Below are 26,509 nucleotides of genomic sequence, written 5' to 3' on the forward strand. Positions count from 1 at the left end.
GCTCCTCCCCAGGTCTGAAGGCCGGGGTCTGTAGCGCCACTGAAATCTGATGACGAAACGTCCTCTCCGAGCTTGTCTGGTCCTGTTGTTGGCTTTCTCTTTCGACCGCGCCTGCAAAGGCGACGAATTGACCGGACCAGCGGCGCCGCCCGCAATCGAGGCATGGGCGAGCGATCAAGGAGATGACGCGCTCGCCTCGACGCGCCGACTGGACCAGCTAAACCGCACCGCCGATGGCGCATTGCGCCCGCTCCCTCCCGAAGAGCACATGCGTCGCGCGGCGATCTATTTCGCCAACCGAGCCTTCCGCGAAGCGCGCGAACACTGGCAAACGCTGATCGCGCGCTACCCAAATGACGCGAACATCCCGGCAGCCCTGTTCGGCATCGGACGCGCCTTCTACCAAGAACGACGCTACGCGGAAGCGCTTCCTTTCTTCGAGCGCGTCGGGCGCGAATTCCCACACACGCGCGAAGGGCGCGACGGATTCTATTTCGTCGCGCCGACGCTGCTGCGCATGGGGCGGGCCGCCGAAGCGGCGCTACGGTATCAAGCCTATATCGAGCGCTTTCCCGATGGAGAACGCATCAGCGATGCATACCTGAACGCAATCGATACGTGGCGTGAGGCGGGAAACAGCGATGAGGCTTTGCGTTGGATCGAACGCACGCGCCAGAAGTTCGCTGGCACGCCAACGGCCCAAGCTGCACTCTTCGCCCACTTGAGACTGGAGACGGCGCGCGCTAACTGGTCCAGTGCGGCGCGCATCGCCGAAGCGCTCGCCCGCACGTCGCTTGCGGCGACCATGACGAACGCCGCCGAGATCGCCTACTTGCGCGCTTACTGCTTGGAAAGGCTCGGACAGACGGCGGAAGCGGCAAAAGTTTACCAATCGATCGCCGACAGCCCCGGTTCCTACTACGGCTGGCTGGCGACGCAAAGGCTCGGGAAGCTGAACAAAGAGACTCGCCGCATAGCCGCCGCACGTGACGCGCGCGTGCGGCAGGCGGTCAAAGCGGCAGCCGCTGACTACCCGGCGCCGTACCGTGAGACCATTCTGCGCGCCGTGCAAGGACGCGATCTAGACCCGCGCCTTGTGCTCGCCATCATGCGCCAAGAGAGCGAGTTTCGCCCGCAAGCGCGCTCGCGCGCCGCAGCGCGCGGCCTCATGCAACTGACCATGGACGCGGCGAAAAGGTACGGGCCGCGCGTTCAACTCGCCGATGTGAGCGAAGCGGATCTCTACCAGCCGGAAGTCTCCATCCGCATCGCCGTCGCCTACCTCGAGGAGTTGAACAAGCTCTTCGCTCGCTCAACCGAAGCCGTGGTCGCCTCCTACAACGGCGGCGAGGAGAACGTGGCGCGCTGGCTCGAACGCTCCGGCAGACACGATGTCGGCATCTTCACGGCTGAAATCGGATTCGCTGAGACGAAGAACTACGTCTTCAAGGTGATGACGAACTATCGCGCTTACTGCACGCTCTACACTACAGACCTACGGCCTAATCTCACGACCGAAAAGCTCTCAGCTCGATGAACGCTACGCCTTCCGGCTCTTTTTCTCGGTAGGCCAGGCGATCAACGTTACGCTCGCTTCAGGAGCGGAGAAGCCTTCAAAAGGGCAGCCCACCGCTCCCGACCTTTCACGCGCTCGGTTTCGCTGTGAGTTCTGCCAAAGCTTCCGACGTTTCGCCCGCGGTGAGCGCCGCTCAAGCGATGGCGCCCGCTTCAAGCCGCTCCTCGCGCAGATCGATCACGCTGAACTCACCTTTGGCCAAGGATCCGGGCATCACGACCCACGAATCGCCGAGCTTCTCCTGTTTGCGCTCCGCGCCCGCAACCAGCGCCGCTCTCGGGTTATAAGTCTTGATCAGCTCGGCCACCGTCTGGCTGCCATCCTCGCCGAGACCCTTGTGCGCTGGCGGCGTCGTAAAGAGCAGGATCTTGGGGTAGTCCTTTAACTCTCGGAGCACCTTCAAACGGTACTCGGCTTCCCAACCGGGATAGCGCAAGCACTCGCGTTCTTCGCGCGGCGCGTCCGGGTCATCGGCGATCTCGCCGCCTAGACCAGCGACCAGCAGATATCCGGGCGCAAAAGCATAGCTTCCGTGTACGCCGTGCATCTGCGGATGGACCACCTCGATGTTGGCCGCCTCGCGCAAGTACTCTTCGATGGGCGCATCTTGACGCCCCGGAAGGTAGAAAGTCGGTAGATCAACATGTGTCAGAAGGCGGAAGAGCTGCGCGTAGTCGCGCGTGCCAGCCTCACGCGGGGCTAAATCCCCGAGGATGACCAAAGCGTCGGCCTCGATCTCAGGGATTTGCTGAATCAAGCGTTCAAGCGCGCTCAGCTCACCGAGGACGTTGGAAGCAGCGATCATTCTCCTCGTCGTTTTGCGCATCGCCATTCACCTCCTCACAGATAGATGATCTCGGAGGGTTTAATCTAGCGAATTGATAATGTTATTGTCAAGTAATATGAGCTTATTTTTATCAAAACGCCGACGGAATTTTTCTGAAACCTCCAGCGCCTTTCGCTCGTCACCACAGTTGAGGAGCAAATAGGCCAAGGCTCTATTGGAACAGATCTTTCTCGCTGGCGCTTCGTCCGTGTGAGAACAACAAAATTGTTGTCTTTTGGTTGCGAATTGATTACTATGCAAAAGGGTTTTGTGGCGGATGAACAAGGCCGCCGCGCCATTTGCTAGAAGCACGCGCCTGACCGATATACCTCGATATGATAGACGCTCGCATTCTCTTCATCGAAGACGAAGATCGCCTTCGTCAGCTTCTGCTCGAAGCGGCTGCGCTCGACGGATACAGTGCCAAGGGCGTCGCATCGGCTGAAGCCGCGCTGGAACTCCTCAAGCGAGAGAGTTTCGACGTTTTGGTGACCGATATCGCACTGCCGGGGATGTCAGGGCTTGATCTTCTATTGCATTTGAAACAGGTCGCTCCCGGCGCCGTCACCATCGTCATGACCGCTTACGGGACCATCGACGTGGCGGTGGAAGCGATGAAGCGCGGGGCGGTGGATTTCATCACCAAGCCGTTCCAACTCGACACGCTATCGAGCGCCGTGCGCGTTGCTGTTGAACGCCTTGCGTTGCGCCAGCGGCCAAGAGTCAGCGCGGGGGATCGCGAAGTCGAAGTGGTCATCGAATCCCCAGCGATGCGGCGCGTCTTCGACCAAGTGCAAGCCATCGCCCCTTTCAACACAACCGTGCTGCTCACAGGCGAGACGGGCACGGGCAAAGAGGTCGTCGCGCGTTCGATTCACCAGCAGAGCTCGCGGCGCGAGCGTCCATTTGTCGCCTTAAACTGCGCCGCCGTGCCGGAGCAACTCCTCGAAGATGAGCTTTTCGGCCACGTCAAAGGGGCTTTCACTGGTGCGCACACAACCCGCGAGGGACGTTTTGAACAGGCCAACGGCGGCACGCTCTTTCTTGACGAGATCGGCGACATGAGCTTGCCGTTGCAGGCCAAGTTGCTTCGCGTTCTGCAGGAACGGGAGTTCGAGCGTTTAGGCAGTTCGCGCCCGGTCCGCGTCGACGTTCGCGTCATCGCGGCGACGAGTTGCAACATCGAAGAGCGCGTCGCCAATGGACAGTTTCGCGCCGATCTCTACTATCGGCTCAACGTCGTACATCTGAAGCTTCCGCCGCTGCGCGAACGGGGAGCTGACATCATGCCTTTGGCCGAGCACCTTTTAGCGAAATTCTGCCGCAACGTCGGGCTTCCGGTTAAAGAACTCGACGAGGAGGCGCGTCGTGTGATTCTCTCCTACCGCTGGCCCGGCAACGTGCGTCAATTGCAGAACGCCATGGAGCGCGCCGCCGTGCTTTCTGGCGCGCGCGCGAAGATCACTGTGGACGATCTTCCCGAGGAGGTACGAGGTGGGGCGGCTTCCGGCGTCTCGGCGATCGCCGCACAAGCGCGCGTCGAAACGCAGATCCCCGACGAGGGATTGAACTTCGAGGCGGTCGTTTCGCAGGTCGAGCGCGAGCTTCTGCTTCAATCGCTCGCCAAAACCAAGGGGAACAAGATGCAGGCGGCCAAACTCCTCAACATGAAACGGACGACCTTCGTCGAGAAGCTGAAACGCCTGCAGATCAACACGGACGACGACACATAAGGGAGTTTTGCGCGGGTCTGGCTCTCTTAAGGCGGCAAAGAGCGGATCACACCATGCGGTCGCAGGCGACCGGCTTTGTTTGTCCATCTTGCAGGTAGGCGCGCGATCCTCTGGTCGCTCGTTGAAGGCGCGCTAAGCGTTCCGAGGTCTGCCGACGAACCGTTTCCAGCGCCACGCGCGTTCTTCCGTCTTGCTCTTTGATCTCCCGAGCGAGCTGCAGGAGGTAGGCCGCCTGCTCGCTCTCAAGGTCGGGCGAACGCTGACCGAGCTGCGCGCGCAAAGAGATGATCTGTTGCTGATAGACCGCTAGACGTTCGTCGAGCGTGGCACGCTCGCGCACGGTCGCCATCAACGCGGCGAAATCGCCGCGTTCGAGTTCAGCCGCTTCGCGCCGCGCAAGTTTCAACAACAGTTCAAGGTCGCGACACTGCGCGATCAGCAACTCGATGATCGACTCGGCTCGCGCGTTGATTTCCGTTTGCAAATCGGCGCGGTTCATGGTTGGGCTGTGGCGCGAGGCGCGCTGAACGCTTCACCGTTCAGCGGAAGGCTATTGTTCGAGCCGGAACGAATTTGGCACCAAGCGTCGCGCACTGGCACGAGCAGATCGGCCGCCCGACGCATGGTTTCGGCATCGAGCGTGGCGCTGGCGCGCAGGACGAGCGCGGCGACTTGGTTGTAGAGGTGATCGAGCGTGCGCGCGACGTCGCCGCCGCGTTCGAAGTCGAGAATGGCTTGCAAGTAGGCGATGACGTCGAGCGCGCGATTGGTCTGTTCTGCCTTGGTTTGCAGGTCGCCTGTCTCGATGGAGCGCGCGGCGAGCCGCAGGAAGCGTATGGCCCCATCGTAGAGCATGACGATCTGTTGCAAACGATCCGTTTCGGCGTTGGCCACTCGCCCGTAACTAGCGAGCGCGTTCGGTTTAGCGATCATCTTCCTCTTCCCTCCCTCGTCGGGCGACGCGAGCTTACCGATTGTTTTGTTGCGGCTGCAAGGACCGGATGATGTTGTTGAGCGCTGTTCCCTGCCCGTTCAACTGGCTGATGGCCGCATCGACGGCGGCGAATTGCCGCGTCAGGCTTTCGCGCAAGCGGTCGAGACGCGCTTGATTGTCGGCGATCAAACGATCGAGGCGCGATGCGGAATCCGTGTAGCCTTTGATCGCCAGCTGAACTGTGCCCGAAACCTGATCGCTCAAGGAAGAAGCGGTGGTCAGTATTTGGTCGGCCAATCCGACGTTGCTCGGCGTTCGCCCAGCAAGCAGCGCAACCGTATCCGCGAAGGCGTTCTGCAAGCGATCATCGAGTTTGGCTTGATCGAGGGTGAGTTTACCTCGCTCGTCGCGCCCGATGCCGATCTCCGTCAGGTTGGTAAACGCGCCGCCGTTGCCGGTGGATGAGGCGGCGAGCGCATCGCGCAACGTCCTTTGCACGGCGCGCAACGTCGCATCGCTGGCGAGCGGCCCACCGGCTTTGCCTGCCGCGTCGTTTTGCTGCGACAGGATAAAGTCCTGCACGGAATTGTAAGCTTCGACGAAAGCTTTGACTTTGTCCGCGACGCTCCTGGCATCGGCGGCGACGGTGATGGTCGTCGTCCCGGCGGACTTCAATTCGAAGGTGACGCCAGCGACTAGATCCGCGATCTTGTTCGCTGCGCGATGGACCACGAGGCCGTTGAGGTTTATTTCGGCATCAAGGAGCGAATAGTCGGGCGGCGAACCGGTTGGATTGAGGGCGCGCAAGTTCAAATTGGCTTCCGTTCCGGTGGCGCTCGTTTCGATCAACTGGACGCGATTGCTCGCGCCCGTGTCGGTCGAGGTGAGCACGAGTTGATAGGCTGATCCGTTGCCGCCCACATCGACGATCGCAGCAGTCACCCCGGCGTTGGCAGCGTTGATGGCATCGCGCAACCCGACGAGGCTGTTGTTGCTCGCATCGATGGTGATCGTTGGACCAGAAGAGGCCCCGCCCTTGCGCAGTTCGAACGTCGCGCTGGTTGCGCCAGCGGCGAGCACCGGATCGTTCGGCGAGGCGAAAGAGCGGGTCGCTTGGGCGAAGGCGGTCGCTAGCCGCGCCACGCTCAAGTTGATGGCCGTCGGCGAAGCGCCATCGCTCGCGGTGGCTGTGGCGACCGCGGCGTTGGACGAGGTGGTCGAGCGCGCGGCGGCGAGCGCGTTATCGGCCAATGCGCGCGCCGCTTCGGTGAACTTGATCAGACGCGCGTTGAGTTCGCGCAACGCATCGGCCCGCGCTTGAACCGTGCTCCGTTGCGCTTGCAACTGTTGAAGCGGACGGCTGCTGCGCGCGACGATCGCGTCGATGAGCACGCCGAAGTCTATGCCGCTGTTGAAACCGCCCAAGCCGACGTTGCCGTTTGCCACGTGCTTCTTCCTCTCATGCCAACCGATTGAAGATCTGGCCTTGAAGTTTGCCCAACGCCGCCGACAGGCGGAGCAAAGCTTCCGGCGGGATCTGCCGTAACGTCTCGCCGGACCTTTCGTCGATCACGCGAACGACGATCGCGCCCGTCTCCTCGTCGCGACTGAACTTGAGCGCGATCTGAAATGGTTGAAGCACATCGGAGATCTTCCGCAGGTCGCGTTCGGAGACGCCTCTGTCTTCCGCCTGCGCCGCATCCTGTTTGTTCACAACCGTTGCGACGCGCGCCGTTTCGGCAACGCCCATGCTGGCGCCGCTCGGCGAGTTGAGATTCGCTTTCAATCCCATGATGGCGATGCTCATAGCTCTATCCCGAATCTCCGCGCGTTGATCTTAAGACTAGAGCGAGCCTCGCGAAGAGGAAGCCCGCTCTAGCCCATGCACCCCTTGTCGAAAGGTCGTCCTCGAGCCGTTTATCGGAGCAACGAAAGCACCGCTTGATTCGACTGGTTGGCTTGCGCCAAAGCGGCCACGCCAGCTTGCTGCAGAATGGTCAAGCGCGACAGATCCGAAGCCTCCGAAGCGACGTCGGCATCGCGAATGCGCGACTCGGCGGCTTGGAAGTTGGTCAACTGCGAAGTCGCCAGATCGATCGCTTGTGCGAGGTTGTTCTGACCGGCGCCGACCTTGCCCTGTACTCCGCCGAGCGTGGTCACGGCACTGCGGATCGTTTGAATCGCTGTCAAAGCGTTCGCTTGCGTGCTGATATCGATGGTGACGGTGTAGTCGCCGGTGGCGCTGTCGTAGGTAGCAAAGCTCAATCCGGCAGCATCGACGTTGACGCCGGCCAGATCGACCTGCACCGAGTTGTTGCTGGAGTTGGCTGACGTTCCGCCGCCGATGAAGACCGTCAAAGCTTTGGCAAAACGGCTCCACGCCGCCCTTGCTGGATTGGCGTCAGCGCTTGCCAGACCGATGTTTTGGGCTTGGCGCGAGATTTCGGCGACGACTTTGCCGAGTTCGGCGTTGAGCGTGCTGCGGTCGCCGATGAACGTATCCGAAGCCGATTGCGTCGCCAGCGTCATCGCGCGATCGAGCAAGGTCGAGATCGTCGCCAAACCGCCGTCGATGATCTGCAAGGTGGAGACGCCGTCGTTGGCGTTGCGGATACCTTGACTCAATTTAGCGATGTCGTTGCGGAAAGCATTGGCGATCGCCAAACCAGCGGCATCATCGCCTGAGTTGTTGATGCGAAGACCGGAAGAAAGGCGTTGAAGCGTGCGGTTGAGTCTGACCGAAGTAGCGGACAGACGAGATTGTGAATCGAGCGAAGCTAGGTTGTTGACAAGCGAGAATCCCATTAGTGTTCCTCCGTGAACGGTTTTTTGTAGCCGCGGCATCCGTGCCTTGGCTCTTCTTTGTTGCCGGGAAACTCTCCCGGTTTCACACTACTTATCGGAGCTGCGCGCGCGGAACTTTAGCGCGCGCCGTGACCTTATGGCGTTGAGCGCCTATGCTTCAAGCGCGTCGCCATCCGTTCGATCACCTCACGTTCCAGCTCACACGAGGCGAGCGCGGCGCGATTGGCCGCTTCGATCTCGGCGAAGACCTCGAACCGATGGACCGACGTTGCCCGCGGCGCGGTGATCCCGAGCTTGACCACATCGCCGTTGATGGCCAACACCTCGACGACGATCTCGTTGCCGATGATCAGTTTTTCGCCGCTTTTTCTCGATAGGACGAGCATAAACCTCCGCTCCTTCACGCCGCTTCAGCGACGAGCAACGGCTGGTCCACACGATAGCTGCTATCGGCGAGAATCGTTTGCAGTCCGCGCATCGCACGCGCCGAAATGAGCACGGGGGCGCGTAAGTTGACGGTCGAGCGACTTGGGTCCGCACGCATGACGACCATGCAGAGCATCAACAGTCGGTCTTCCGCGTCGCACATTAAGCGGGCGCGCACATCTGTGGGCACGTGCGACGCGTAATCGGCCAAGAGAGTTCGCGGATCGATCGTCAAAAAGGCGAGACGCTCGTCGTCGAGCGGTACGAGCCACAAGAAGGGGGCGATGTCGCTTTGTCGCACCAGCACCATGCGGCGAAGATGCGGGAAGCCGATCAACCCTTCGTCGAAGGCGATGATGTCCGATTCTTCATAAGAGAGGGTCGCACCCTGAATGCATATGGTCGGCATCTTCTTCAACCGAGGATATCGATGAGCGAGTTGCGTCTAAAGCGCGCCGTTTGCGCGATGGCGTCGATCACGTTGGAGGCTTCCGCCAGCTTGACGGCGGCTTGCGCGACGTCGGCGGATTCGGCCTGTTGTGCGACCTCTTCGAGCACTAGGTTGTCGGCATCGAGCCGTGCGCCGACGGCTTCGACGTGCTCCAAAGCGACGCCGAGGCGCACGCGAGCGCTGCGAGCGCGGCTGCCGAGATCATTCAGGCGCCCCATCATCGCCTCCAACGTCGCCCGATCCGTAGTCGGGTTGCCCGTTCCGCGCAGCGCCGTCGCCGCGCTGGCCAACGCGGCAAAGACCGTTCCGTTGCCATCGCTGAAGACCTCTTCGGCCCGCACGCCCGTGATCACGGGCGGAGCCTCAGCTTCGATCTGCAACAGCTGTTCGGTCGAAGGCGTTGCGGCGGGCGTTCCCGACGAGTCAAACGGCGGCTGGTCCTGTCGCGTTCCGCCGAAGATGAATTCGTCGCCGTGTTTCAGTTGCGCGAGGTGGAGCGCGCTTTCGCGCAAGCCCTCGATCTCGACGGCCAACGCTTGACGCGCCTCTGGCGTCGCGAAATCCGACAGGCCTTGTGCGAGCAACGCGCCCGCCCTGTCCAACAGTTGCTCATAGGATTCGAGCGCGCTATCGCCGACGCGCAGCTTTTCATCGGCCTGCGTGATCGCTTTCTTGAACTGCGCGAGCGCTGCTTGCGAGATGCGGATGTTCATCACTTTCTCTGCCCCGACGGGATCATCCGAAGGGCGATTGATCCGTTTGCCGCTGCTGATCTGCTCCTGCGCGGCGGCCTGCTTTTGCCGCGCGAGGCCGAGCTGCTGGACCAGACGTGCGCTCATCAATGAATCGGTGACGCGAAAAGGCATAAGACCTTCAACCTCGAAAGTTGATTGTTAGGATCATCACTGACCGAGGGCGATCAACGTCTGCGTCATTTCGTCAGCGACCTTGAGAAAGCGCGCTGCCGCCTCGTACGCGCGTTGATACTGCATGAGATTGATCGCTTCCTCATCGAGCGAAACGCCGGATACGCTCTCCCGTTGAGCGACCACTTGAGCGACGATCGATTGTTGCGCTGCTAATCCGTCTTCCGCGACGCGCAATTGATCGCCGGCATCGGCGACGATCGAAGAGAAGATCGAGGGGAACGATCCGGAACGCGCTCCGACCGTTTGATTCGAGTCGGAGACGAGATTGGCGATGGCGCGTGCGACCGTCGCATCGCCGCTTCCGGCGCCGGTGGCCGCGGCCACGACGCGTCGCGGGCTTGCCGTCAGCGCCGGATTGACGCTCAAGGTCGCGGCATCAATCGGACCGCCATTGCTTGAAACGAAGAAGGCCGCTCCGGCGTTGCCGTCGAGATCCTCACCCGAAGTATGAAGTTGGTTGACGCGCGCGGCCACGGCAGCGGCCAGACCATCGAGCGCGACGATGTGATCACCGACTGCGCTCAAGGCGTTCAACAGACCGCCGATGCGCCCGCCGTCAACCGAGAGCGGTTGTCCATCGAGGGTAATGATAGGAACGCCGTTGGCGACCGAGACCATGTTCATAGCGAACGCGCGGTCGTTTAGAACCAAAGCGCGCCCATCGCTGAAGGTGAGCGTCACGTCGCCATTCGGGTTCTCCACGGCGTTGACGCCGACCAGTTCCGTCAAACGCTTAACGACTTCGCCGCGCTGATCCTCGAGCGCCGAAGAGATGTTGCCGGTCTTTGCCGCGACGCTGATCTGCCGATTGAGTTCGGCGACCTGCGCTGCTAATCGGTTGACTTCTTCGACGAGCGAACCGGCTTCGACCTGCGTATCGCGATAAACGGATTGCAAACGCGATCGCGTCAGGTGAAAGGCGTTCGTCAGATCGACGGCGCGCGCAACCACCGAGGTACGCAATGGAACGGAAGTCGGATTCGCTTCGAGATCGCGGAAGGAATTGAAAAAGCTGGTTAGCGCTTGACCGATGCCGCCTTCGGAAACGTTGCCAAACGCCCCTTCGATCACGGCGAACACATCGCGTTCAGCGTTCAGGCGTCCGGCGATTCCCGTTTCGCGTTGCAGGCGCGCCTCGATGAAACGATCGCGGGCTGCTTCCACGCCTTGGACCAAAACGCCGACGCCAATCGACAGAGGACGCGCCCCGTCGGGCGGCGCAGGCGCGAGCAACAGCCGCTGCCGTGCGTAGCCGGGCGTGTTGACGTTGGCGATGTTCTGCCCTGTGACGGTGATGCCGAGCTGCTGAGCGCGCAGCGCGCGCCGTCCGATCTCGAAAGCCGAAAAGTTTATGCCCATCGCGTCGGCCCTCCGCGAGGTGTAAGAGGAACGCTGTAGGTTATGGGCTGAATCCCATGCATCTGCATGCAGGCTGCGGTGAAGACCGAACCGTTGTTGGCCAGCATCGCGGCGCGGCGCCGCACGTGTTGGAATTCGCGCGCGGCGCGCATCAATTCTGCCGAAGCCCGCTCGAAACGATCGCGCGCCTCATCGCTGATGGGCAGCGGGCAAGCCGCACGTGCGTCGGCGAAGGCGGCGAGTGTGCCCACCAATTCCACCAAACGCGCGCGCATCTTATGCAGTTCGGCATCGCCTGCGCGCACGAGCGCTTCGATCGTCTCCGGCGCGTCGCGCACGAGCGCCGTCAACATCTGCGCGCATAAAGAACTCAATCGGCCATAAGCTGCCGTCTGTTCAGCCATCAGTGACGCGGCTTTTCGGATCAGTTCGTCCTGCATCGTCGCTCCACGTTCGAGTCAAAGAGGGACGAACGCGCAAACAAATCGCCAAACGAGTTCGTCCTTCGTCGCCCGCCTTCAGCTCGAGTCAAAGATTTCGCTAGCGCCGCGACAACACGCCGCGCTTTTTTTGAATCAGCTCCAAGGTTCAAGCTAGCGAGAACCGTTCTCCTGCCTGATGATCGCCTCAGCGATCATGCCTGCCGGCGGATCGTACCGCCCGGATCGAACCAGTTCGCGAAGCTCAGCCACCCGCTCTTGCCGCATGTCCGGCATGTCGCGCAAGCGCGCAGCGAGCTGTTGCATGCGCGCGGCGCGCTCCGATAAGCTCACGCGGTCTGCGCCCTCCGACGTTCGCGCTTCTTCCGCTTTGCGCACTTCGGCAGCGCGTTCCGTGCGCCGCACCGGCCCGACGCGACCGGTTTCGATTTCGCCGTTTAACTCCACCCTGTTCATCTGTTTCTCCATTGCGCCTCTTCAAGGGGATCTTCCCCAAAGCTTCTTATCGGCTATTTCGGGCCAAATCATTAGCCTTTATTCGTTCGACTTCGCGCAATGGGTCGACGCGCCGTCCATCCTCGACCACCTCGAAATGCAGATGCGGCCCCGTCGCCCGCCCCGTGGCGCCGACGGTGGCGATGGGTTGGCCAGCGCGCACGTGGTCGCCCGGCTGGACCAGCAAGCGTTCAGCATGGGCGTAGAGAGTGCGCCGTCCGTCTGCATGTTCGATGACGACCGTGTTGCCGTAACCGCGCCTTTTCCCGGCGAAGATCACCCGTCCGTCGCCTGCCGCAGCGATGCTGGTCCCGCGCGGTGCAGCCAGATCGACGCCAGCGTGATATCGCTGCCGCCCGTTGATGGGATCGCGGCGCAGACCGAAAGACGAGCTGAGGCGCGCCCACAAAGGCATCCGCAGCGGAACCTCTTCGCCAACTGTTGGCGCTCCATGCCCCGACGCACCATGCGGTTCGGCGAAGACGCGCCGCGGCCGAGTGAGATGTATCACCTCTTCCGGCGAGCTGAGCACGCGCTGCTCGGATGCCGCCATCGAACTGCTTATGTGACGCGGTTCGACGCCAACTGAGGGGACCGCCTCCGTCTTCTCAACGCGGACCAGTCGCGCTCCTTCCACCGCTCGGACGAGCGGCGATCGCTCTTCGGCGAGGTTCAGGCCGCGCAGGATCATGTCGGCGATGCCGATGCCTCCGCCGCGTGACATCGCCCGCGCGATCTCTTCGCCGAACATCTGACGATAGACGCCACTTGCCGAGCCGCCGAACAGATCATCTTCGCTCTCCTCCGCAGGGGCGAGCGCCGAAGTCAACTGATTGAGCAACAGCGCCTCAAATTCCTGCGCGGCGCGCCGCGCTTCGGCTCGACGCTGCGTGGCGTTGATGGTCGCCGTGCCATTGATGGCCGTGATCTCCGACACTTCGCTTCGCTCCTTACTGCATCTCCAAGTCGGCGGCGAGCGCGCCAGCCGCTTTGATCGCCTGCAAGATGCTGATGATGTCGCGCGCCGAAACGCCCACTGCGCGCAAGCCGCGCACAACCTCATCGACGGTCGCGCCATCGGGCAGCACGACTGATTCCGGCTTGCGCTCTTTGACTTCGACGCTCGTGCGCGGGACGACCGCGGTCTCGCCCGTTCTTGACAACGGCCCCGGCTGCGAAACTTCGTATTCCGTGCCGACGCGCACCGTGATGCCGCCCTGCGAGATCGCCACCGAAGAGAGTCGGACGTTGCCGCCCATGACGATGGTCCCTGTCCGTTCATTGATGACCACTTTGGCCACCACGTCGGTTTCAAGGCGCAGCGCTTCGAGTTCAGCGATGAACCCAACGCGATCCTGCTGCCAGCCGTTTGGCAAGAAGATCTCGACGTTGCGTCCATCGATGGCACGCGCCGTGCCCGTGCCGAATTTGGCGTTGACCGCACGCGCCAGACGCGCCGCCGTCGTGAAATCATCTTGCCTGAGCGCCAACGTCAAGCGTCCGCCAGCGGCCAGATCGGTGGCGATTTCGCGTTCAACGAGCGCCCCGTTGGGAACGCGCCCCACCGTCGGGTGATTGACCTCGACGGAATTGCCCGGCTCGCCCGCCGAGATACCACCTACCGAAACGGGACCTTGGGCGAGCGCATAGACTTGACCATCAACGCCGCGCAAAGGCGTCAAGACCAACGTCCCGCCCTGCAACGAGCGCGCATCGCCGATGGACGAAACTGTGACGTCGATCTTGGTCCCTTGACGGGCGAAGGGCGGAAGCGTAGCCGTGACGAGAACGGTGGCCATGTTCTCCGGACGCAAAGCATCGGTCGAGACGGTGATCCCCATGCGTTCGAGCAAGTTCTGCAACGTCTGTCGCGCGTAGAGGTTCTGTTGCACGCGGTCGCCCGTGCGGTTCAGGCCGATGACGATGCCATAGCCGATGAGCTGATTCGAGCGGACGCCCTCGATTTCGGCGATGTCTTTGACGCGCACCGTCAAACGATTGACGCTCTGGCCGAGCGCTGCCGCCGCAAGGCAAAGCGCCATGTAGAACGAGCAGAAGAGTTGAGCCGCATGCACGCAGTCAACACAGTCGGGAACGAGCGCCATGAGATCTTCGAGCGCGGCTGAACGACGGCGTCTGCGCGGTTTTCGGTCGTTAGTGAACATGGCTTTCACCTCGTCAGAAGGGCGCGATCTTCTCAAAGAGCCGGAAGAGCCAACCCGGCGCGTTATCCGCAGAGGCAACTCCCTTGCCATTAAGTTCAACGCGCAAATCGCCAATGGCCGTCGTCGGCACGGTATTGTCTGCCGCCACGTCGCGCTGTCGCACGACGCCGGAGAGCAGCAGCGTTTCCGTCTCTTTGTTGACGCGGACCAGTTTGCGCGCTTCGATGCGCAGGTCCCCGTTAGGCAACACCTCGACCACGCGGGCGACGATGCGCGCGCGCACGTTGCTTCGCCTCTCGGTTGAACCTTTGCCGTCGTATTTGCGCGAACCCAGCGCACCGATGACGCCAGCGGCGATGCCGGCACCGGGAAGCGGCAACGCTCCGGCTGCCGTCACGAGGCCGCCAAGCGTGCCGGAGTCGCGCGCGCGTTTGGCGTTTGAAGCGACCGATGCGGTGCTCTCTTCGACTACATCGACGAAGACCAGATCGCCCATGCGACGCGGTTTGAAATCGCCGTAAAGGTCGACCATCGGCGAGGCTTGCACGAAGAGCGAGCCGTTGGCCGAAGGCGCTGCCCTGTCGGCGGTTCGAATCATTTCACCTTGCGCCCAACACCACAATGGAGACATCACGCAGATCATCAAGGCAAACAGTCTGAAGCGCCCATTCATCTTCTTCTCCCTTTTCCGACGCGATCTAACCCGCTCGACCACAAGATCCAGCGGCGCAACCACTACCGGTTGTGGTAGCGCCAACCGATGTCGCTGGTCCGGTCGCTGGCAACGGATCGAGCTGCGGCTGCTGGCGGTCATAGATCCCTAGAAGTTCGCTCCGCAAAAGCGCGCAAATCGAGGGGCGCTTCCCCGACGAGAAGAGACGCGCCTTTTAAAAGCGCACGCGAACGACCCCTTCATCGACGACCACCGCTTGCAGCAACGCGCCCGATTGCGCGTTTCGCACCGTGATGCGGTCGCCTATGCGCCCGGCGGCGCGCGCTTCGCCCATGACGGCGACGCGCACGCGATCGCTCGCCCCTTCGATGCGCACTTGATCCCCCGGACGGATCACCGTTTCCGCGTGGAGCGCATCGATCGTGAACGTCTCGCCCCGGACGATCAAGCGACTCGCCGCCATTCCGCGAAGCTGCTTCGTCTCGCGCAAGTACGAAGTCACAGGGCGAGTCAAGCGCCTCACTTCAACGGTCGCATCCTCTTCGCGCAGACGCCTTCCAATCGCCAGATCACGCGCAGCTACCAGCACCGGAGCAAAGGCTTCCACCTGCGCCGTCAAGCTCAAGCGTCGCACTGTGCGACCGTCAACGCGCACTTCCGCCGTCAGCGGGAAGGGCGTAAACGGATCGCGCACGCCGTTCGCCGCAACACGCACCTCGATCTGCCCCGTTGGGATATCGACGTGCGGTGGCAGGTCCAAACGCACGAGCCGCGCTGTAGCCCCCGCCGCTTGAAGTTCGGTCAACACCGCTTGTTCGACCGCAGCGCGCAAGAGCTGTTCGTCTAGCTTTTGCGCGGCGCGCCGCACGAGGCTCGAAGCCGGTCCGCTGAAGCGCACTTCTTCGGCGCGAAATCCGGCAGCGATGATGGCGCGCAGCACGTCAACGCGCCCGATCTCGCGCGCTGCCCCCACCGCCGGAGCGTAGCCGAGCGACGCGGAGGCAAGCCGCGCCCTGTTCATTTCGTCGGCAGCATGTATTTCGGCGATCTGGCCCAAAGTCAACACGTCCGAAGACACGATCGTTTCAGCGCGCAGACGCAGCTCGGCAACCGTCTGCGCGTTCGATCTGAACGCGCAAGCGAGCACACACAGGAGCGTGAACCACACCAGTCGCATGGCAATTACAGCGTTGCGAGGCGAAAGCGCCGACGGACGAAACGCCATCTGCGCCGCTCACATGACCGAACCATGTTCGACTACGAGACGGCTTGATTGATGGTCGCCAGCATCCGATCGGCGGCGGTGATGACCTTGGAGTTGGTCTCGTAGGCCCGTTGTGCAGCGATCATCTGGACCAGTTCCTCGACGACGTTGACGTTGGAACCTTCAACGAATCCCTGATTGATCCGTCCCAAGCCGTTTGCGTCGGGCGTCCCGACAGTTGGCTGCCCCGAGGCTGCCGTTTCGCGGAAGAGGTTGCGCCCGAGCGATTCGAGTCCGGCGGGATTGGCGAAAGTCGCCAGTTGAATCTGGCCGACCGTCTGCGCGTTCGCCTGCCCTGGCATGGTGACGCTCACCGTACCATCGGTCCCGATGGTGATCGAAGTCGCCTCGCGTGGGATGGTGATGGCCGGCTCCAGCGGCTCGCCCGTTGCCGTGACGATCTGTCCCTCAGCATTCAAGTGAAAGGAACCGGCGCGCGTGTAGGCGATCTCGCCGTTGCTCAAGCGAACTTGAAAGAATCCGCTCCCTTCGATGACGAGATCAAGCGGGTTCTGCGTCTGTTGGAAATCGCCCTGCAAAAAGATGCGTTCGCTCGCCACGGCGCGCGTGCCCAGACCGATCTGCAAACCGACGGGCAGCGATGTTTGCGCATTGGAGGCGGCGCCCGGCGTGCGCAGGTTCTGATAGAGGATGTCTTGAAACTCCAACCGCGTCCGCTTGAAACCGACGGTGGAGGAGTTGGCGAGGTTGTTAGCGATGTTATCGATCTGCTGCTGCTGGGCCATCATGCCCGTCGCAGCGGTGTGAAGTGCTCTGCTCATCTTTCGCTCCTTTCGTTGACCGACATGCGGTGCTAGATTCTTCCGAGTTCGTTGACGATCTTGCGTCCGAGCTCGTTCATCATCAGCGTCACGCAACGCTGCATGGACTCGAACTCGCGCCCTTGCTGAATCATCGTCACCAGTTCCGCAACCGGGTTGACGTTCGACATTTCGAGCGCGCCCGACCGAACCGCTGTGCCGACAGCTTCTTTGGGCTGCTCGGCGCCCGTGGCGGCAAACAGCGCTTGTCCTTCTTTGATGAGGGCGCGGCCTGCGTTCTCGAATCGCACGAGTTTCAAGCGTCCGACGATGCTCCCTCGAACCGAGATGACGCCGTCGCTGCTAATGGAGACTTCGCCCGGAGGGAGCGTGAGCGGCCCGGCGTCACCCACCACGAGGTCGCCGTCGTGCGTGACGAGTTGGCCGGCGGAATTCAACGTGAGCGATCCGGACCGCGTGTAACGCTCGCCGCGCGCCGTCGCGACGACCAGAAAACCATCTCCTTCTAGAGCGATGTCGAGCGTCCGCCCCGTCTGACGGATCGGGCCGGCGGAGAAATCGGTCGCCGTGGCGCTCACCACGCCCACGCGACGCGCATGAAGCGCCAACGTCGAAGCGCGTTCCGCATCAATAGCCGCATCGTCGCCACTGAGCGCAGCGGAAGCGGGTTGCGCGCTGCCGCTCGTTTCAGCTCCGAGCGTTTGGCTCTCCGGCGATACCTCCGCTTCCACGGCGCGGTAAAGCAGTCTGTCGGCTTTGAAAGCCGTGGTCGAAACATTGGCGATGTTGTTCGCTGTCACATCGAGCGCCCGTTGCCGAGCGCGCATGCCAAGGTAAGCGGTATACAATCCGTTGCTCATCTGGCTTCCCTTCCACGTGAGAATTCAGTTCGCAATGCCGCTCGTCTATCCGTCGTTCATCTGGCTTCAAGCCGCGCGGCTCAAGCCAATGATCAATTCGACCTCGCCGTGCGGGATATTGAGCATGGACGAAATGGCACGTGCATCAAGCCCTCTTCGCGCAAGCCGCAACACGCGGTAGCGGCGTTCGGTCAAACTCGGTTTGATCGTTGCGCCCTCCGATGGGCTCTGTTGCCGATCGGCGTCGCTGGCTATTGGGCGGCGTGCGGCGGGCGTGCGCGTCGCCGACTCGGTTGCGCGGCGAAGCGCTGTCAATTGGCCTTCGAGGTCGGCGATGGAAGAGAGCAGTTCTTCGGTACGAACCCGCTCGCGCCGCAGCCGGAGTTGTTGGATGGAACACAGCACCAAAGAGACGACGCTTGTGCACAAAGCGATGAGCGATAGAAGCTGAAAGTTCGGCATGATCTTCTCCTCAGTCAAATCATCGAAAAAGCGCGGTCGGCAGGCGAGCCGATCTCGGTAATGCGAACGCCGTAGTAACCGTCAACGACCACCACTTCGCCGCGCGCCAACGGTCGCCCGTTGACTAAAATCTCCACGGGCTCATCCACGGTGCGATTGAGTTCGACCATGGTGCCGACTCCCATGCGCACGACATCGCGCAGCGGCATCACGGTCGCCCCGAAACGCACGACGACGTCGAGTTCCACATCGAGCAACCGTTCGATGTTGCGCGTGGCGGCGGCGCGCACGCCAGCGCTCGCCCCTTTCTGATCTAGTGGCGGGACCGGGTCATCTCTCCGCTTGGCCTCCGTCTCGATGGGAGCGAGCGTCCCTTGAGGCGCATAAAGCAGGAGCACCTGAGTTTCGAATTCGCCTTCCACCGCGAGCGAGAAAGTGCCGACCAACAACTGGTCGCCAACGATGGCACGCAACCGAGACTCGTCGGCGGTCAGATCCAAATGTCGCGCGTTGCTGATCTCAAACTTCTGGTCGCCAAATTTCTGCGCTGCCGCGGCGAAGACCGCATTGGCCAGCGCGCGCGTGCCCGGCCGCATTCCTCCGTCACCTTCTGCCTTGACGAGTCGGTCGAGCGCGGCATCATCTTCCGTCTTGAAGAGCAAAACGACCATGCCGCCGAGCGTCCCGCGACATTCGGCGGCGAAAGCTGCCGACCACGTCGCGGCAACGGCGAGCGCGCTGTTGGCCTGCTCGCCGGCGACTTCGCGCAGCGAAAGCGAAATCAGCTTGGAAGGGCGATCGAGGAGTTCTGGGGCAACTTCATTCCATGCGGCAACGAAGTTCTCAATCAGAATTTGCGAAAAGCGATCTCCGGTCTCCACCTCAAACCTCCATCTCGTTCGTCAACGCCACCCCTCAAGCTTGTTCGGCAGAAGTCGCATCGGCGTTTGCCGGCTCCACCTGCGGCTCGTCGAAAGCGCGCGCGCATAGATAGATCGCCTTGCGCCCGCGATGAGAGATCAACTCGGCGCGGAACTTCACCGAACCGCCAACGCTCACCTCGATTGGCTGGTCCACAGGATGGTCCAACTTAAGCACATCGCCGGGAGCGATGCGCAACAGGTCTTCCAGCGGCACTTTGGTGCCGCGCGCTTCGGCAGCGATCGGGAAAGAGACCATCGCCAGCGTGTCGAGCAACGCGCGCGTTTGCTCGGGCGGCACGTCGCGGTTACGCGAGTAGAGCGAACGGTTGAACTTCTGGATGATCGGCTCGAGCGTGACCGCCGGGATGCACAGACTCATGTGCCCGCGCGCCTCGCCGATCTGCATATGAAAGACGATCGAGAGGACGACTTCGTTCGGCGCAACGATCTGCAGCATCTGCGGCCGCGTCTCACGACCGACGATTTGCAGATCGAGTTCGATCAACGGTCGCCATGCTTCGCGCAGGTCATCGGCGACCAACTTCAAGAAGGCTTCCAGAATCTTCTGTTCGATCTCGGTGACGGCTCGTGCCTCGCCCAGCGGGATGCCGGGACCGCCAAGCATGCGGTCGATGATCGGGAAGGCGATCGAGGGATTCAATTCGATGATCGCTAATCCTTGCAACGGCTGCATCGAGAGGGTGAAGATCGCCGTCGGGTCGGGAAGACCATAAAGATATTCGACGTAAGCTTGCTGTTCGACGGAGAGCAGCGTGACCTCTGAAATGGTTCGCAGAAAGACCGGCACGCTCGAAGACAAACTGTTGCAGAACAGATCGTGCAAGAGGTAGAGCGAGCGCACCTGCTCTTTGGAGAGGCGGTCCGGACGGCGGAAGTTGTACGGGACGACGCGGTGACGCTTCTCCGACATCGGCTCGGCGTTGGCGCCCAACAAGGCGCGCATCTCCTCTTTGGTGACGATCTCGTTCGACTGCATGGCCTTCTCAAATGTAGGCGAACACGTCGCGCACGGGCTCGAGCATGGCGCGCAAGCGGAGCACGGCTTGCGTGTGAATCTGTGAGACGCGCGATTCCGTCACGCCGAGCACCGCGCCGATCTCTTTCATCGTCAACTCTTCGAGATAGTAAAGGGCGACGACCTGCCGCTCACGCAACGGCAAACGTTCGATCGCGGCGGCCAATTGTCGCTGCGCTTCCTCTCTTTGGTATTGGTCGAGCGGGTCGAGAGCCTCTTCCGAACGGATGGCGCGCGACCGTTCGTCTCTGCTTTGGGCGTCGGTCTCCGTGATATTGAGCGTACGCAATTCGGAGAAGAGTTCGTGTAATTCTCCGAGCGAGATGTTCAAAGCGGCGGCGACCTCTTCCTCGGTCGCTGGGCGGCCCTGCGCCTGTTCGATCTCGCGATAAGCGGCCTCCACTTGCCGCGCGCGTTGCCGAAGCGCACGCGGCGCCCAATCCATTTCGCGCAGGTGATCGAGCATCGCGCCGCGCACGCGGGCCTCAGCGTAGGTCTTGAACAAGATGCCGCGCGACGGATCGAACTTCTCCGCCGCGTCGAGCAGCCCCATGACGCCCGCGCCGATGAGATCATCGGCGTGCACCGATGGCGGCAGTTTGGCGGCCAAGCGTTCGGCGATGAATTTGACTTGCGCCAGATGCGATTCGATCAATGCAGTACGATCGATCTTCATGGATTCGAACGGGGCCGACGCGCGGCGGGCGTCGCGGTCGATGACACCTTTCGCGCGCTGGCGATGGGCAGAAGATAGTTCAACCACCGGCTCTTTCGATGAAGGACTGCCAGAAATCGGGTTCGCGGTCGAACAGATGAGCAGCGCGTCGCTGGTCCAGCCGTTTGGCGATCAAGCGAAAAGCGCGGCTCGATGGCGATTCAGGAGCGTAATCGACCACGGGCGTTTGCGCGCAAACGGCTTCCACCAACTCCGGATCGTGCGGCACGCCGCCAAGAAGCTCAACCCGGTGGCGCAGGAACTGGTCCGACGCCGCACGCAGTTGGCGATATATCCTTTCGGCATCGCCGACGCCGACCGTATCGTTGACGACGATCCACGCCGGCTTGTCTGGCGCATGCTTGTGCAACACCTTGAGCGTGGCGTAGGCATCGACCACTGCGGTCGGCTCTGGCGTGGTGACGATGACAACTTCGTTCGCCGCACATAGCAACCCCGTCACGTTGCTCGCAATGCCAGCGGGCGTGTCGACGACCAGGTACTCGGACCGCGCTTCCATAGCGCGCAGCTCCGCGAGCAACCGCGCCACCTGCGCACGTCCGAGATCGGCCAACTCGTCCAACCCGCTGCCGCCCGGAATCAAGCGGACGTTGGGCGCGATCTCGACGATCACCTCTTCCAAAGCGCGCTCGCCCGCTAGCACGTGGCCGAGATGGCAGCGCAAGTTGAGCCCGCAAAGCACATCGGCATTCGCCAAGGCAAGATCAGCATCGAGCAACGTAATGCGCCGTCCGAGCGCAGCGAGCGCCAGCGCGAGGTTGACGGCGACGTTGGATTTACCGACCCCGCCTTTGCCGCCAGTGACAGCGATGGCGTAAGCGCTCGTGTTTTGTTGGTTCATACGTTTGATCTGCTCCTCCGACAGCGCAGGCACACGCAACGCCGAAAGCAGGCGCAAGGTCGAAGCTTGATCCGTCATCTTCCCTCCCGCATGAACCCGCCGCGCAAGATGCGTGCGGCGAACGATTCAGCATGAGCTTGCTCGAGGTCTTCGGGAACGCGCTGGCCAGCGCACAGATAGGTGAGCGGCAGACCCGCTTCGGCGGCGATGGTGACGGCAGCGCCGGGACGCGATGTCTCATCCAGCTTGGTTACCACCAACCGATCGCTGCCGAACAACGCGAACTTGCGGGCGGCAGCGAGTGCATCGGTCGGATGCATGGTCGCTTGCAACACGAGGCACTTGGTGATCGCGCTGTTGCTTCGCAGGTAATCAGCTAGCTCCATCTGATCGGCCAGATCGTGTGGACTGCGCCCGATGGTGTCGATGATGCAAACGGCTCCGGCCGCGTGCCGACAGAGCAACGCGTCGAGTTCAACCATCGAACGGGCGACGTGAAAGCCGGCACCGATGATCTCGGCATAGGTCCTCAACTGCTCGATGGCCGCGATGCGATAGGTGTCGAGCGTGATCAGTTCCACTCGACGACGAGCACGCAGCGCAACGCGCGCGGCCAGTTTAGCGATGGTCGTCGTTTTGCCAACGCCGGTCGGGCCGATGAAAGCGAGCGTCGGTTGGGAGTCAACCTTTTCGGGAGCAAGCGGATCCGGTGCGAACCGGACCAACGTTCCAAGCGCGCGGATGAGCGCGGCGCGCGCCAGCGATTTGGCTTCAACGCAAGTTTCAGCGAGATTCAAACCGAGCACCGTGCGTAGCGCGCGACGCGCATGATCGGGGTCGAGCCCAGCGCCCGTTAGGTCCAGATAAGCTTCGTAAAACGGCGAATCGAAAAGTTCTGGGTCGTCCTCCAACGACGCTACCGCTCCTTTGTCGAGTGCCGGCGCGGCGGCTGCGTGTGCGGCAAACGCGCCGAGCGCGAATTTGACTTCGCGCAACTCGGCCCGCAAACGTTCCAACTCAGCCGTCAAGGCGGTGCGCGGAACGCCGCTTTGCGTGCGCTCTACATCGGCGGCGCTGCTGCGTTCGCCGACTAGCGAGCTGCTGTCGAACATCCGCGCTGACTTACGCGCCGTGCGCTCAAGCGTAGAAACCTCGTCGCACGCCAACGAAAGGCGTTCATCCGCGGCGACCGAACCGCACGTAGGATCGAGCTTGACCTCTCGACGATGCACAGCGCGTCCTTCGGCTTGAGCGCCGTTCGGCGTGGCGGGACTATCGTCCAACAGCTTCAACCCTTGACGCTCGATGTAGCGCGGCCTCTTGTCGTCGCACGGAGTCGTTTTCGCCGTCGCGCGACCGTTGGAAGGTTCAGCAACGCGCACTTCGATTAGTTCGCGTCCGCCGAAACCGAACCAACGGCCTGCACGCACGCGGCGCGTATCGAGCACCAGCGCCTCTTCGCCAAGCTCGTTCTTGATCCGTTCGAGCGCTTCGCGCATGGTCGCGGCGCGGTAACGTCTGACGTTCATGGTCTTTTTGGTGGAAGCGGTCAGCATGGTTTCAAGTGATGGTCCCCAACGAGATGAGTCTGACATCCGGCGCGATCTCGTTGTGCGAGATCACGGCCAAGTCTGGCAAGAAGCGTTCCGTAAGCCGCCGCAAGTGCGGGCGCACCGCCGCCGAACAGAGCAGGACGGGTTGTTGCAACACGGCGGCTTGCACGGCGGCTTCGATCTTTTCAAGCAACATGCGCCCGAAATCCGGGTCGATCGCTGGCGTCGGCGCACCCGCATGCAGCCCAAGGCGTTCGGCAAACTGCCGTTCGAGATGCGGGTCGAGTGTCAGCACGGCCAGTTCGCCGTTTTCGTTCGCCAGATGCGCGGAGATGGTCCGGGCTAGCGCAGCGCGCGCCGCTTCCGTCAAGGCATTGACATCGCGCGTCAGGCTTCCGGCGTCGGTGATCGCTTCAAGAATGGTGGCGAGATCGCGAATCGGCACGCGCTCGCGCAAAAGGTTCTGCAACACGCGTTGCACTTCGCCAAGGCTCAAAACCTTGGGCGTCGCCTCTTCAACCGTTTTGGGATGCGTCTCGGCCAGTATGTCGAGCAGCGCGCGCGTCTCTTGTCGCCCGAGGAGTTCGGGCGCATGGCGTTTGATCACTTCCGAAAGATGCGTGCAGATCACGGTCGTCGGATCGACCACCGTGTAACCCGCGGCGAGCGCGCGCTCGCGATCGCCGTCGCGACGGATCCAGACAGCCGGCATGCCGAAGGCGGGATCGTTGGTTGGCAGACCGTCGATCTTCTCGCGAACCACGCCCGGATCAATCGCCAAGAAGCCTTCGGGGAAGACTTCGCCGCGCGCCACGCGCACGCCGCGCAAGAGGATAGCGTACTCACGCGGCGAAAGCTGTAGGTTATCCGTCACATGGACCGGCGGGACGATGATGCCGAGATCGTGCGCTATCTGACGGCGCACTTCGCGAACGCGCGCGAGGAACTGATCGCCCGAACTGACCAGCGGAATCAAACCGTAGCCGACCTCGAGCGCGAGCGTGTCGAGCTTGAGCGCCGCCTCGATCTTCTCAGCTTGCTCTTTGTTCTCCGCGGGCGCTTCGAGCGCGGCAACCTGCGCCGCCTGTTTCTGGACCGACCACTGGCGCGACAAATACCCGGCGATGGCCGCTACAACCGCCAAAAGCAGAAAGGCAAGGTGCGGCATGCCCGGAAGCAGACCGAGAAACGCGAGCACGCCAGCGGCGATGAGAAGCGGACGCGGGTTGGCGAGCAACTGGACCGACACTTCTTCGCCGATGCTCGCCTCGCTCGCAGCGCGCGTGGTGATGATGGCCGCAGCGACCGAGACGAAAAGCGAAGGGACAGCAGCAGCCACACCATCGCCCACTGTCAAGATCGTGTAGGTGCGCAGCGCATCGCTCAATGACATGCCGTGCTGAACCACGCCGATGCCGAACCCGGCAATGATGTTGACCATCACGATCAGAATTGAAGCGACGGCATCGCGTTGCGTAAAACGCACTGCACCATCCATCGCGCCGTGGAATTCCGCCGCCTGCGCGATCTCCTGCCGCCGCCGCCGCGCTTCGCGCTCATCGATGATGCCGGCAGATAGATCAGCATCAACGGCCATCTGTTTGCCGGGCATGGCATCGAGTGTAAACCGCGCCGTCACTTCCGACGACCGGACCGCGCCGTGATTGACGACGACGAACTGGATCGCCAACAGGATGAGAAAGATGACGACGCCGACCACGTAATTGCCGCCGATGACGAATTCGCCGAAAGCCTTGATGACGCTCCCGGCGGCGTATTCGCCCGCTTCGCCGCGTGTCAAGATCAAGCGCGAGGTGGCGACGTTGAGCGCCAAACGGTAGAGCGTGGTCAACAGCAACAGGTTCGGGAAAGAGGTGAACTTGATCGGTTCGGTCGTGTACATCGCCACGAGCAACACGACCACCGACAGCATCAAGTTGAAGCTCAACAGGACATCGAGCAACAACGGGGGGAGCGGAATCAACAACACCAGCAGAATGACCACCGCTCCCAACGGAACGGCAAGGTGCGCGTGACGGCTGGCCGAAGAGACGAGGTTTGTAGCGGCTGCGGTGGTCAAGGCGCGTTCTTTCCTGCGTGGCGTGACGGATCGAGGGCGACGACGCATCGCTTGCCCTCGCGCCGGAGATGCTCCGGCATCGCCGCCGAAGAGCAAGTCGAGTGCCGCAACTCTTGGGCCGACGTTCGATCAAGGCTGAAGGCTAAAGTCAACGCGCGTTTCTGCCGATAAACAGTCCGAAGCGCCGTGCCGTTTGCGCTCGGCGGTCGCGCTCAACTGCCAAAATGTTGACTATGAACGTCCGTTTCTTGCCAGTTCCGGGCTGAACAGTTGAATCGAAGGCTCCTGAAAGGATTCGGTCAATGAACGTCTCTGCGACATTCGATATTCACTCGCTGGTCACAACAGAGATACCGCCGCTTCCGAACGCCGCGATGCAGGTCGCCACGCTCGCGCAAGATGTCAACGCTCCAGCACGCGCCATCGCCGATGCCATCGGTTGCGATCCGGCGTTGGCCGCGCGCGTCTTACGTGTGGCCAATTCGCCGCTCTACGCCACCATGCGACGCATCACGTCGTTGCCCATGGCCGTGACCGCGCTTGGCAACCGCGCTATCTACCAGCTCGTCATCGCCTCGATCACGGGCGAGACTTTCCGCCGTAAAAATCGCTCGCCGCTGGAAAAGGCGCTCTGGGAACATTCGGTCGCCGTCGCTTTGATGGCACGCGAAATCAGCGTGACGCTCGGTATGCGCGGCAGCGAAGAGGCTTTTCTCTGCGGCCTGCTACACGACATCGGCAAGCTTTTGCTCATCCGCTACGACGAACTGCTCTACCGGCAGGTAATGGAAGGGGCTTCCACCGAACAGTTGCTCGCCCGCGAACAGGAGACCTACGGTTACACGCACGCGCAGATCGGCGCGCTCGTCTCACGCCGTTGGGACCTTCCCGAAGAGATCGCTTATACGATCTATCATCATCAAAGCCCGGGAAGTGTGGACCAGTTCATCTTCATGGCGCGTGTGGTCAACGTCGCCGATGCGATGGCCAACGTCGTCGGCATCGGTCTGCGTTCCATGGACGCGCGCGAAGCGTTTGAATCAGAATCGGCCCGCTCGCTGCGCCTGACCGAAGCGCAGCTCAAGTCACTGTGGGAGAAAACGGCCGCATCCATGGCGGAGATGCAACGCCTGCTCGACTGAACGGAAGACTGCAATTAT

28 protein-coding genes are annotated in these 26,509 nt (G+C 62.0%); 3 read left to right on the forward strand and 25 right to left on the reverse strand.

The annotated features are described in order from the left end of the window. The first annotated feature begins 49 nt into the window (after positions 1 to 49). Positions 50 to 1,537, forward strand: coding sequence for a transglycosylase SLT domain-containing protein (locus C4334_RS03235; RefSeq protein WP_352430644.1), 1,488 nt, complete (start codon positions 50 to 52; stop codon positions 1,535 to 1,537). Between the two features lie 172 nt (positions 1,538 to 1,709). On the opposite strand, the gene C4334_RS03240 is transcribed toward C4334_RS03235, so the two are convergent. Continuing rightward, complete coding sequence (locus tag C4334_RS03240) at positions 1,710 to 2,402, reverse strand: metallophosphoesterase family protein (protein WP_352430645.1); 693 nt, start codon at positions 2,400 to 2,402, stop codon at positions 1,710 to 1,712. 335 nt (positions 2,403 to 2,737) lie between these two features. Between C4334_RS03240 and C4334_RS03245 the strand changes: the two genes are divergently transcribed. Then, on the forward strand, positions 2,738 to 4,135 hold the full coding sequence (locus C4334_RS03245; protein WP_352430646.1) for a sigma-54-dependent transcriptional regulator: 1,398 nt from the start codon (positions 2,738 to 2,740) through the stop codon (positions 4,133 to 4,135). Between the two features lie 46 nt (positions 4,136 to 4,181). On the opposite strand, the gene C4334_RS03250 is transcribed toward C4334_RS03245, so the two are convergent. The 24 genes from C4334_RS03250 to flhA all read right to left on the reverse strand — a co-directional run bounded on the left by C4334_RS03250 (position 4,182) and on the right by flhA (position 25,349). Further along, positions 4,182 to 4,634, reverse strand: coding sequence for a hypothetical protein (locus tag C4334_RS03250; RefSeq protein ID WP_352430647.1), 453 nt, complete (start codon positions 4,632 to 4,634; stop codon positions 4,182 to 4,184). After that, a complete protein-coding gene (fliS, locus tag C4334_RS03255; RefSeq protein WP_352430648.1) occupies positions 4,631 to 5,068 on the reverse strand; it encodes a flagellar export chaperone FliS in 438 nt (145 codons plus the stop codon). The genes C4334_RS03250 and fliS overlap by 4 nt, the downstream gene beginning before the upstream one ends. A 34-nt stretch (positions 5,069 to 5,102) precedes the next feature. Further along, positions 5,103 to 6,515 (reverse strand): flagellar filament capping protein FliD, encoded by a 1,413-nt coding sequence (gene fliD, locus C4334_RS03260; protein ID WP_352430649.1) that lies wholly within the window; start codon positions 6,513 to 6,515, stop codon positions 5,103 to 5,105. Between the two features lie 13 nt (positions 6,516 to 6,528). Further along, positions 6,529 to 6,876, reverse strand: a complete 348-nt coding sequence (locus C4334_RS03265) for a flagellar protein FlaG (RefSeq protein ID WP_352430650.1) — start codon at positions 6,874 to 6,876, stop codon at positions 6,529 to 6,531. A 110-nt stretch (positions 6,877 to 6,986) separates the two neighbouring features. Further along, a complete protein-coding gene (locus C4334_RS03270; protein WP_352430651.1) occupies positions 6,987 to 7,874 on the reverse strand; it encodes a flagellin N-terminal helical domain-containing protein in 888 nt (295 codons plus the stop codon). A 134-nt stretch (positions 7,875 to 8,008) separates the two neighbouring features. Further along, on the reverse strand, positions 8,009 to 8,260 hold the full coding sequence (gene csrA, locus C4334_RS03275) for a carbon storage regulator CsrA (RefSeq protein ID WP_352430652.1): 252 nt from the start codon (positions 8,258 to 8,260) through the stop codon (positions 8,009 to 8,011). A 14-nt stretch (positions 8,261 to 8,274) separates the two neighbouring features. Beyond that, positions 8,275 to 8,709 (reverse strand): flagellar assembly protein FliW, encoded by a 435-nt coding sequence (gene fliW / locus C4334_RS03280; RefSeq protein WP_352430653.1) that lies wholly within the window; start codon positions 8,707 to 8,709, stop codon positions 8,275 to 8,277. Between the two features lie 5 nt (positions 8,710 to 8,714). Further along, positions 8,715 to 9,617: a flagellin N-terminal helical domain-containing protein gene (locus tag C4334_RS03285; protein ID WP_352430654.1), complete on the reverse strand. Its 903-nt coding sequence runs from the start codon at positions 9,615 to 9,617 to the stop codon at positions 8,715 to 8,717. A 36-nt stretch (positions 9,618 to 9,653) separates the two neighbouring features. Next, positions 9,654 to 11,039 (reverse strand): flagellar hook-associated protein FlgK, encoded by a 1,386-nt coding sequence (gene flgK / locus C4334_RS03290; RefSeq protein ID WP_352430655.1) that lies wholly within the window; start codon positions 11,037 to 11,039, stop codon positions 9,654 to 9,656. Continuing rightward, positions 11,030 to 11,479 carry a hypothetical protein gene (locus tag C4334_RS03295; RefSeq protein WP_352430656.1) on the reverse strand — a complete coding sequence of 150 codons (450 nt, stop codon included), beginning with the start codon at positions 11,477 to 11,479 and terminating at the stop codon, positions 11,030 to 11,032. Before C4334_RS03295 ends, flgK begins: the two co-directional genes overlap by 10 nt. A gap of 153 nt (positions 11,480 to 11,632) precedes the next feature. Then, a complete protein-coding gene (gene flgM / locus C4334_RS03300; RefSeq protein ID WP_352430657.1) occupies positions 11,633 to 11,935 on the reverse strand; it encodes a flagellar biosynthesis anti-sigma factor FlgM in 303 nt (100 codons plus the stop codon). 46 nt (positions 11,936 to 11,981) lie between these two features. Further along, on the reverse strand, positions 11,982 to 12,911 hold the full coding sequence (locus tag C4334_RS03305; protein ID WP_352430658.1) for a peptidoglycan DD-metalloendopeptidase family protein: 930 nt from the start codon (positions 12,909 to 12,911) through the stop codon (positions 11,982 to 11,984). A gap of 13 nt (positions 12,912 to 12,924) precedes the next feature. Continuing rightward, positions 12,925 to 14,016 (reverse strand): flagellar basal body P-ring protein FlgI, encoded by a 1,092-nt coding sequence (locus C4334_RS03310; RefSeq protein WP_352430721.1) that lies wholly within the window; start codon positions 14,014 to 14,016, stop codon positions 12,925 to 12,927. Between the two features lie 136 nt (positions 14,017 to 14,152). Beyond that, positions 14,153 to 14,812 (reverse strand): flagellar basal body L-ring protein FlgH, encoded by a 660-nt coding sequence (locus tag C4334_RS03315; protein WP_352430659.1) that lies wholly within the window; start codon positions 14,810 to 14,812, stop codon positions 14,153 to 14,155. 214 nt (positions 14,813 to 15,026) lie between these two features. Continuing rightward, on the reverse strand, positions 15,027 to 16,037 hold the full coding sequence (gene flgA, locus C4334_RS03320) for a flagellar basal body P-ring formation chaperone FlgA (protein ID WP_352430660.1): 1,011 nt from the start codon (positions 16,035 to 16,037) through the stop codon (positions 15,027 to 15,029). A gap of 32 nt (positions 16,038 to 16,069) precedes the next feature. Further along, on the reverse strand, positions 16,070 to 16,858 hold the full coding sequence (gene flgG / locus C4334_RS03325; RefSeq protein WP_352430661.1) for a flagellar basal-body rod protein FlgG: 789 nt from the start codon (positions 16,856 to 16,858) through the stop codon (positions 16,070 to 16,072). Positions 16,859 to 16,890: 32 nt separating this feature from the next. Next, complete coding sequence (gene flgF, locus C4334_RS03330) at positions 16,891 to 17,718, reverse strand: flagellar basal-body rod protein FlgF (RefSeq protein ID WP_352430662.1); 828 nt, start codon at positions 17,716 to 17,718, stop codon at positions 16,891 to 16,893. A 66-nt stretch (positions 17,719 to 17,784) separates the two neighbouring features. Beyond that, positions 17,785 to 18,180: a hypothetical protein gene (locus C4334_RS03335; RefSeq protein ID WP_352430663.1), complete on the reverse strand. Its 396-nt coding sequence runs from the start codon at positions 18,178 to 18,180 to the stop codon at positions 17,785 to 17,787. 14 nt (positions 18,181 to 18,194) lie between these two features. Continuing rightward, positions 18,195 to 19,061 (reverse strand): flagellar motor switch protein FliN, encoded by an 867-nt coding sequence (gene fliN / locus C4334_RS03340; RefSeq protein WP_352430664.1) that lies wholly within the window; start codon positions 19,059 to 19,061, stop codon positions 18,195 to 18,197. A 34-nt stretch (positions 19,062 to 19,095) separates the two neighbouring features. Then, entirely contained in the window at positions 19,096 to 20,100 is a 1,005-nt protein-coding gene (fliM, locus tag C4334_RS03345) for a flagellar motor switch protein FliM (RefSeq protein ID WP_352430665.1), read from the reverse strand. 7 nt (positions 20,101 to 20,107) lie between these two features. After that, positions 20,108 to 20,815 (reverse strand): FliA/WhiG family RNA polymerase sigma factor, encoded by a 708-nt coding sequence (locus C4334_RS03350; protein WP_352430666.1) that lies wholly within the window; start codon positions 20,813 to 20,815, stop codon positions 20,108 to 20,110. A 79-nt stretch (positions 20,816 to 20,894) separates the two neighbouring features. Further along, positions 20,895 to 21,794 (reverse strand): MinD/ParA family ATP-binding protein, encoded by a 900-nt coding sequence (locus C4334_RS03355; protein WP_352430667.1) that lies wholly within the window; start codon positions 21,792 to 21,794, stop codon positions 20,895 to 20,897. Then, positions 21,791 to 23,311: a flagellar biosynthesis GTPase FlhF gene (gene flhF, locus C4334_RS03360; RefSeq protein WP_352430668.1), complete on the reverse strand. Its 1,521-nt coding sequence runs from the start codon at positions 23,309 to 23,311 to the stop codon at positions 21,791 to 21,793. The genes C4334_RS03355 and flhF overlap by 4 nt, the downstream gene beginning before the upstream one ends. Further along, on the reverse strand, positions 23,277 to 25,349 hold the full coding sequence (gene flhA, locus C4334_RS03365) for a flagellar biosynthesis protein FlhA (RefSeq protein WP_352430669.1): 2,073 nt from the start codon (positions 25,347 to 25,349) through the stop codon (positions 23,277 to 23,279). The genes flhF and flhA overlap by 35 nt, the downstream gene beginning before the upstream one ends. A gap of 302 nt (positions 25,350 to 25,651) precedes the next feature. On the opposite strand from flhA, the gene C4334_RS03370 reads away from it, so the two are divergent. After that, entirely contained in the window at positions 25,652 to 26,491 is an 840-nt protein-coding gene (locus C4334_RS03370) for an HDOD domain-containing protein (protein ID WP_352430670.1), read from the forward strand. The last annotated feature ends 18 nt before the right edge of the window (positions 26,492 to 26,509 follow it).

This window comes from Pyrinomonas sp. (assembly GCF_040289685.1).
Taxonomy (GTDB): domain Bacteria; phylum Acidobacteriota; class Blastocatellia; order Pyrinomonadales; family Pyrinomonadaceae; genus Pyrinomonas.

Bases quoted from the DNA above. Each gene is read 5' to 3' on its own strand.
- C4334_RS03235 (WP_352430644.1), top strand. From the start codon at position 50: ATGACGAAACGTCCTCTCCGAGCTTGTCTGGTCCTGTTGTTGGCTTTC.
- C4334_RS03240 (WP_352430645.1), bottom strand. From the start codon at position 2,402: ATGCGCAAAACGACGAGGAGAATGATCGCTGCTTCCAACGTCCTCGGT.
- C4334_RS03245 (WP_352430646.1), top strand. From the start codon at position 2,738: ATGATAGACGCTCGCATTCTCTTCATCGAAGACGAAGATCGCCTTCGT.
- C4334_RS03250 (WP_352430647.1), bottom strand. From the start codon at position 4,634: ATGAACCGCGCCGATTTGCAAACGGAAATCAACGCGCGAGCCGAGTCG.
- fliS (WP_352430648.1), bottom strand. From the start codon at position 5,068: ATGATCGCTAAACCGAACGCGCTCGCTAGTTACGGGCGAGTGGCCAAC.
- C4334_RS03265 (WP_352430650.1), bottom strand. From the start codon at position 6,876: ATGAGCATCGCCATCATGGGATTGAAAGCGAATCTCAACTCGCCGAGC.
- C4334_RS03270 (WP_352430651.1), bottom strand. From the start codon at position 7,874: ATGGGATTCTCGCTTGTCAACAACCTAGCTTCGCTCGATTCACAATCT.
- csrA (WP_352430652.1), bottom strand. From the start codon at position 8,260: ATGCTCGTCCTATCGAGAAAAAGCGGCGAAAAACTGATCATCGGCAAC.
- fliW (WP_352430653.1), bottom strand. From the start codon at position 8,709: ATGCCGACCATATGCATTCAGGGTGCGACCCTCTCTTATGAAGAATCG.
- C4334_RS03285 (WP_352430654.1), bottom strand. From the start codon at position 9,617: ATGCCTTTTCGCGTCACCGATTCATTGATGAGCGCACGTCTGGTCCAG.
- flgK (WP_352430655.1), bottom strand. From the start codon at position 11,039: ATGGGCATAAACTTTTCGGCTTTCGAGATCGGACGGCGCGCGCTGCGC.
- C4334_RS03295 (WP_352430656.1), bottom strand. From the start codon at position 11,479: ATGCAGGACGAACTGATCCGAAAAGCCGCGTCACTGATGGCTGAACAG.
- flgM (WP_352430657.1), bottom strand. From the start codon at position 11,935: ATGAACAGGGTGGAGTTAAACGGCGAAATCGAAACCGGTCGCGTCGGG.
- C4334_RS03310 (WP_352430721.1), bottom strand. From the start codon at position 14,016: ATGGCGCTTTGCCTTGCGGCGGCAGCGCTCGGCCAGAGCGTCAATCGT.
- C4334_RS03315 (WP_352430659.1), bottom strand. From the start codon at position 14,812: ATGAATGGGCGCTTCAGACTGTTTGCCTTGATGATCTGCGTGATGTCT.
- flgA (WP_352430660.1), bottom strand. From the start codon at position 16,037: ATGGCGTTTCGTCCGTCGGCGCTTTCGCCTCGCAACGCTGTAATTGCC.
- flgG (WP_352430661.1), bottom strand. From the start codon at position 16,858: ATGAGCAGAGCACTTCACACCGCTGCGACGGGCATGATGGCCCAGCAG.
- flgF (WP_352430662.1), bottom strand. From the start codon at position 17,718: ATGAGCAACGGATTGTATACCGCTTACCTTGGCATGCGCGCTCGGCAA.
- C4334_RS03335 (WP_352430663.1), bottom strand. From the start codon at position 18,180: ATGCCGAACTTTCAGCTTCTATCGCTCATCGCTTTGTGCACAAGCGTC.
- fliM (WP_352430665.1), bottom strand. From the start codon at position 20,100: ATGCAGTCGAACGAGATCGTCACCAAAGAGGAGATGCGCGCCTTGTTG.
- C4334_RS03350 (WP_352430666.1), bottom strand. From the start codon at position 20,815: ATGAAGATCGATCGTACTGCATTGATCGAATCGCATCTGGCGCAAGTC.
- C4334_RS03355 (WP_352430667.1), bottom strand. From the start codon at position 21,794: ATGACGGATCAAGCTTCGACCTTGCGCCTGCTTTCGGCGTTGCGTGTG.
- flhF (WP_352430668.1), bottom strand. From the start codon at position 23,311: ATGTCAGACTCATCTCGTTGGGGACCATCACTTGAAACCATGCTGACC.
- C4334_RS03370 (WP_352430670.1), top strand. From the start codon at position 25,652: ATGAACGTCTCTGCGACATTCGATATTCACTCGCTGGTCACAACAGAG.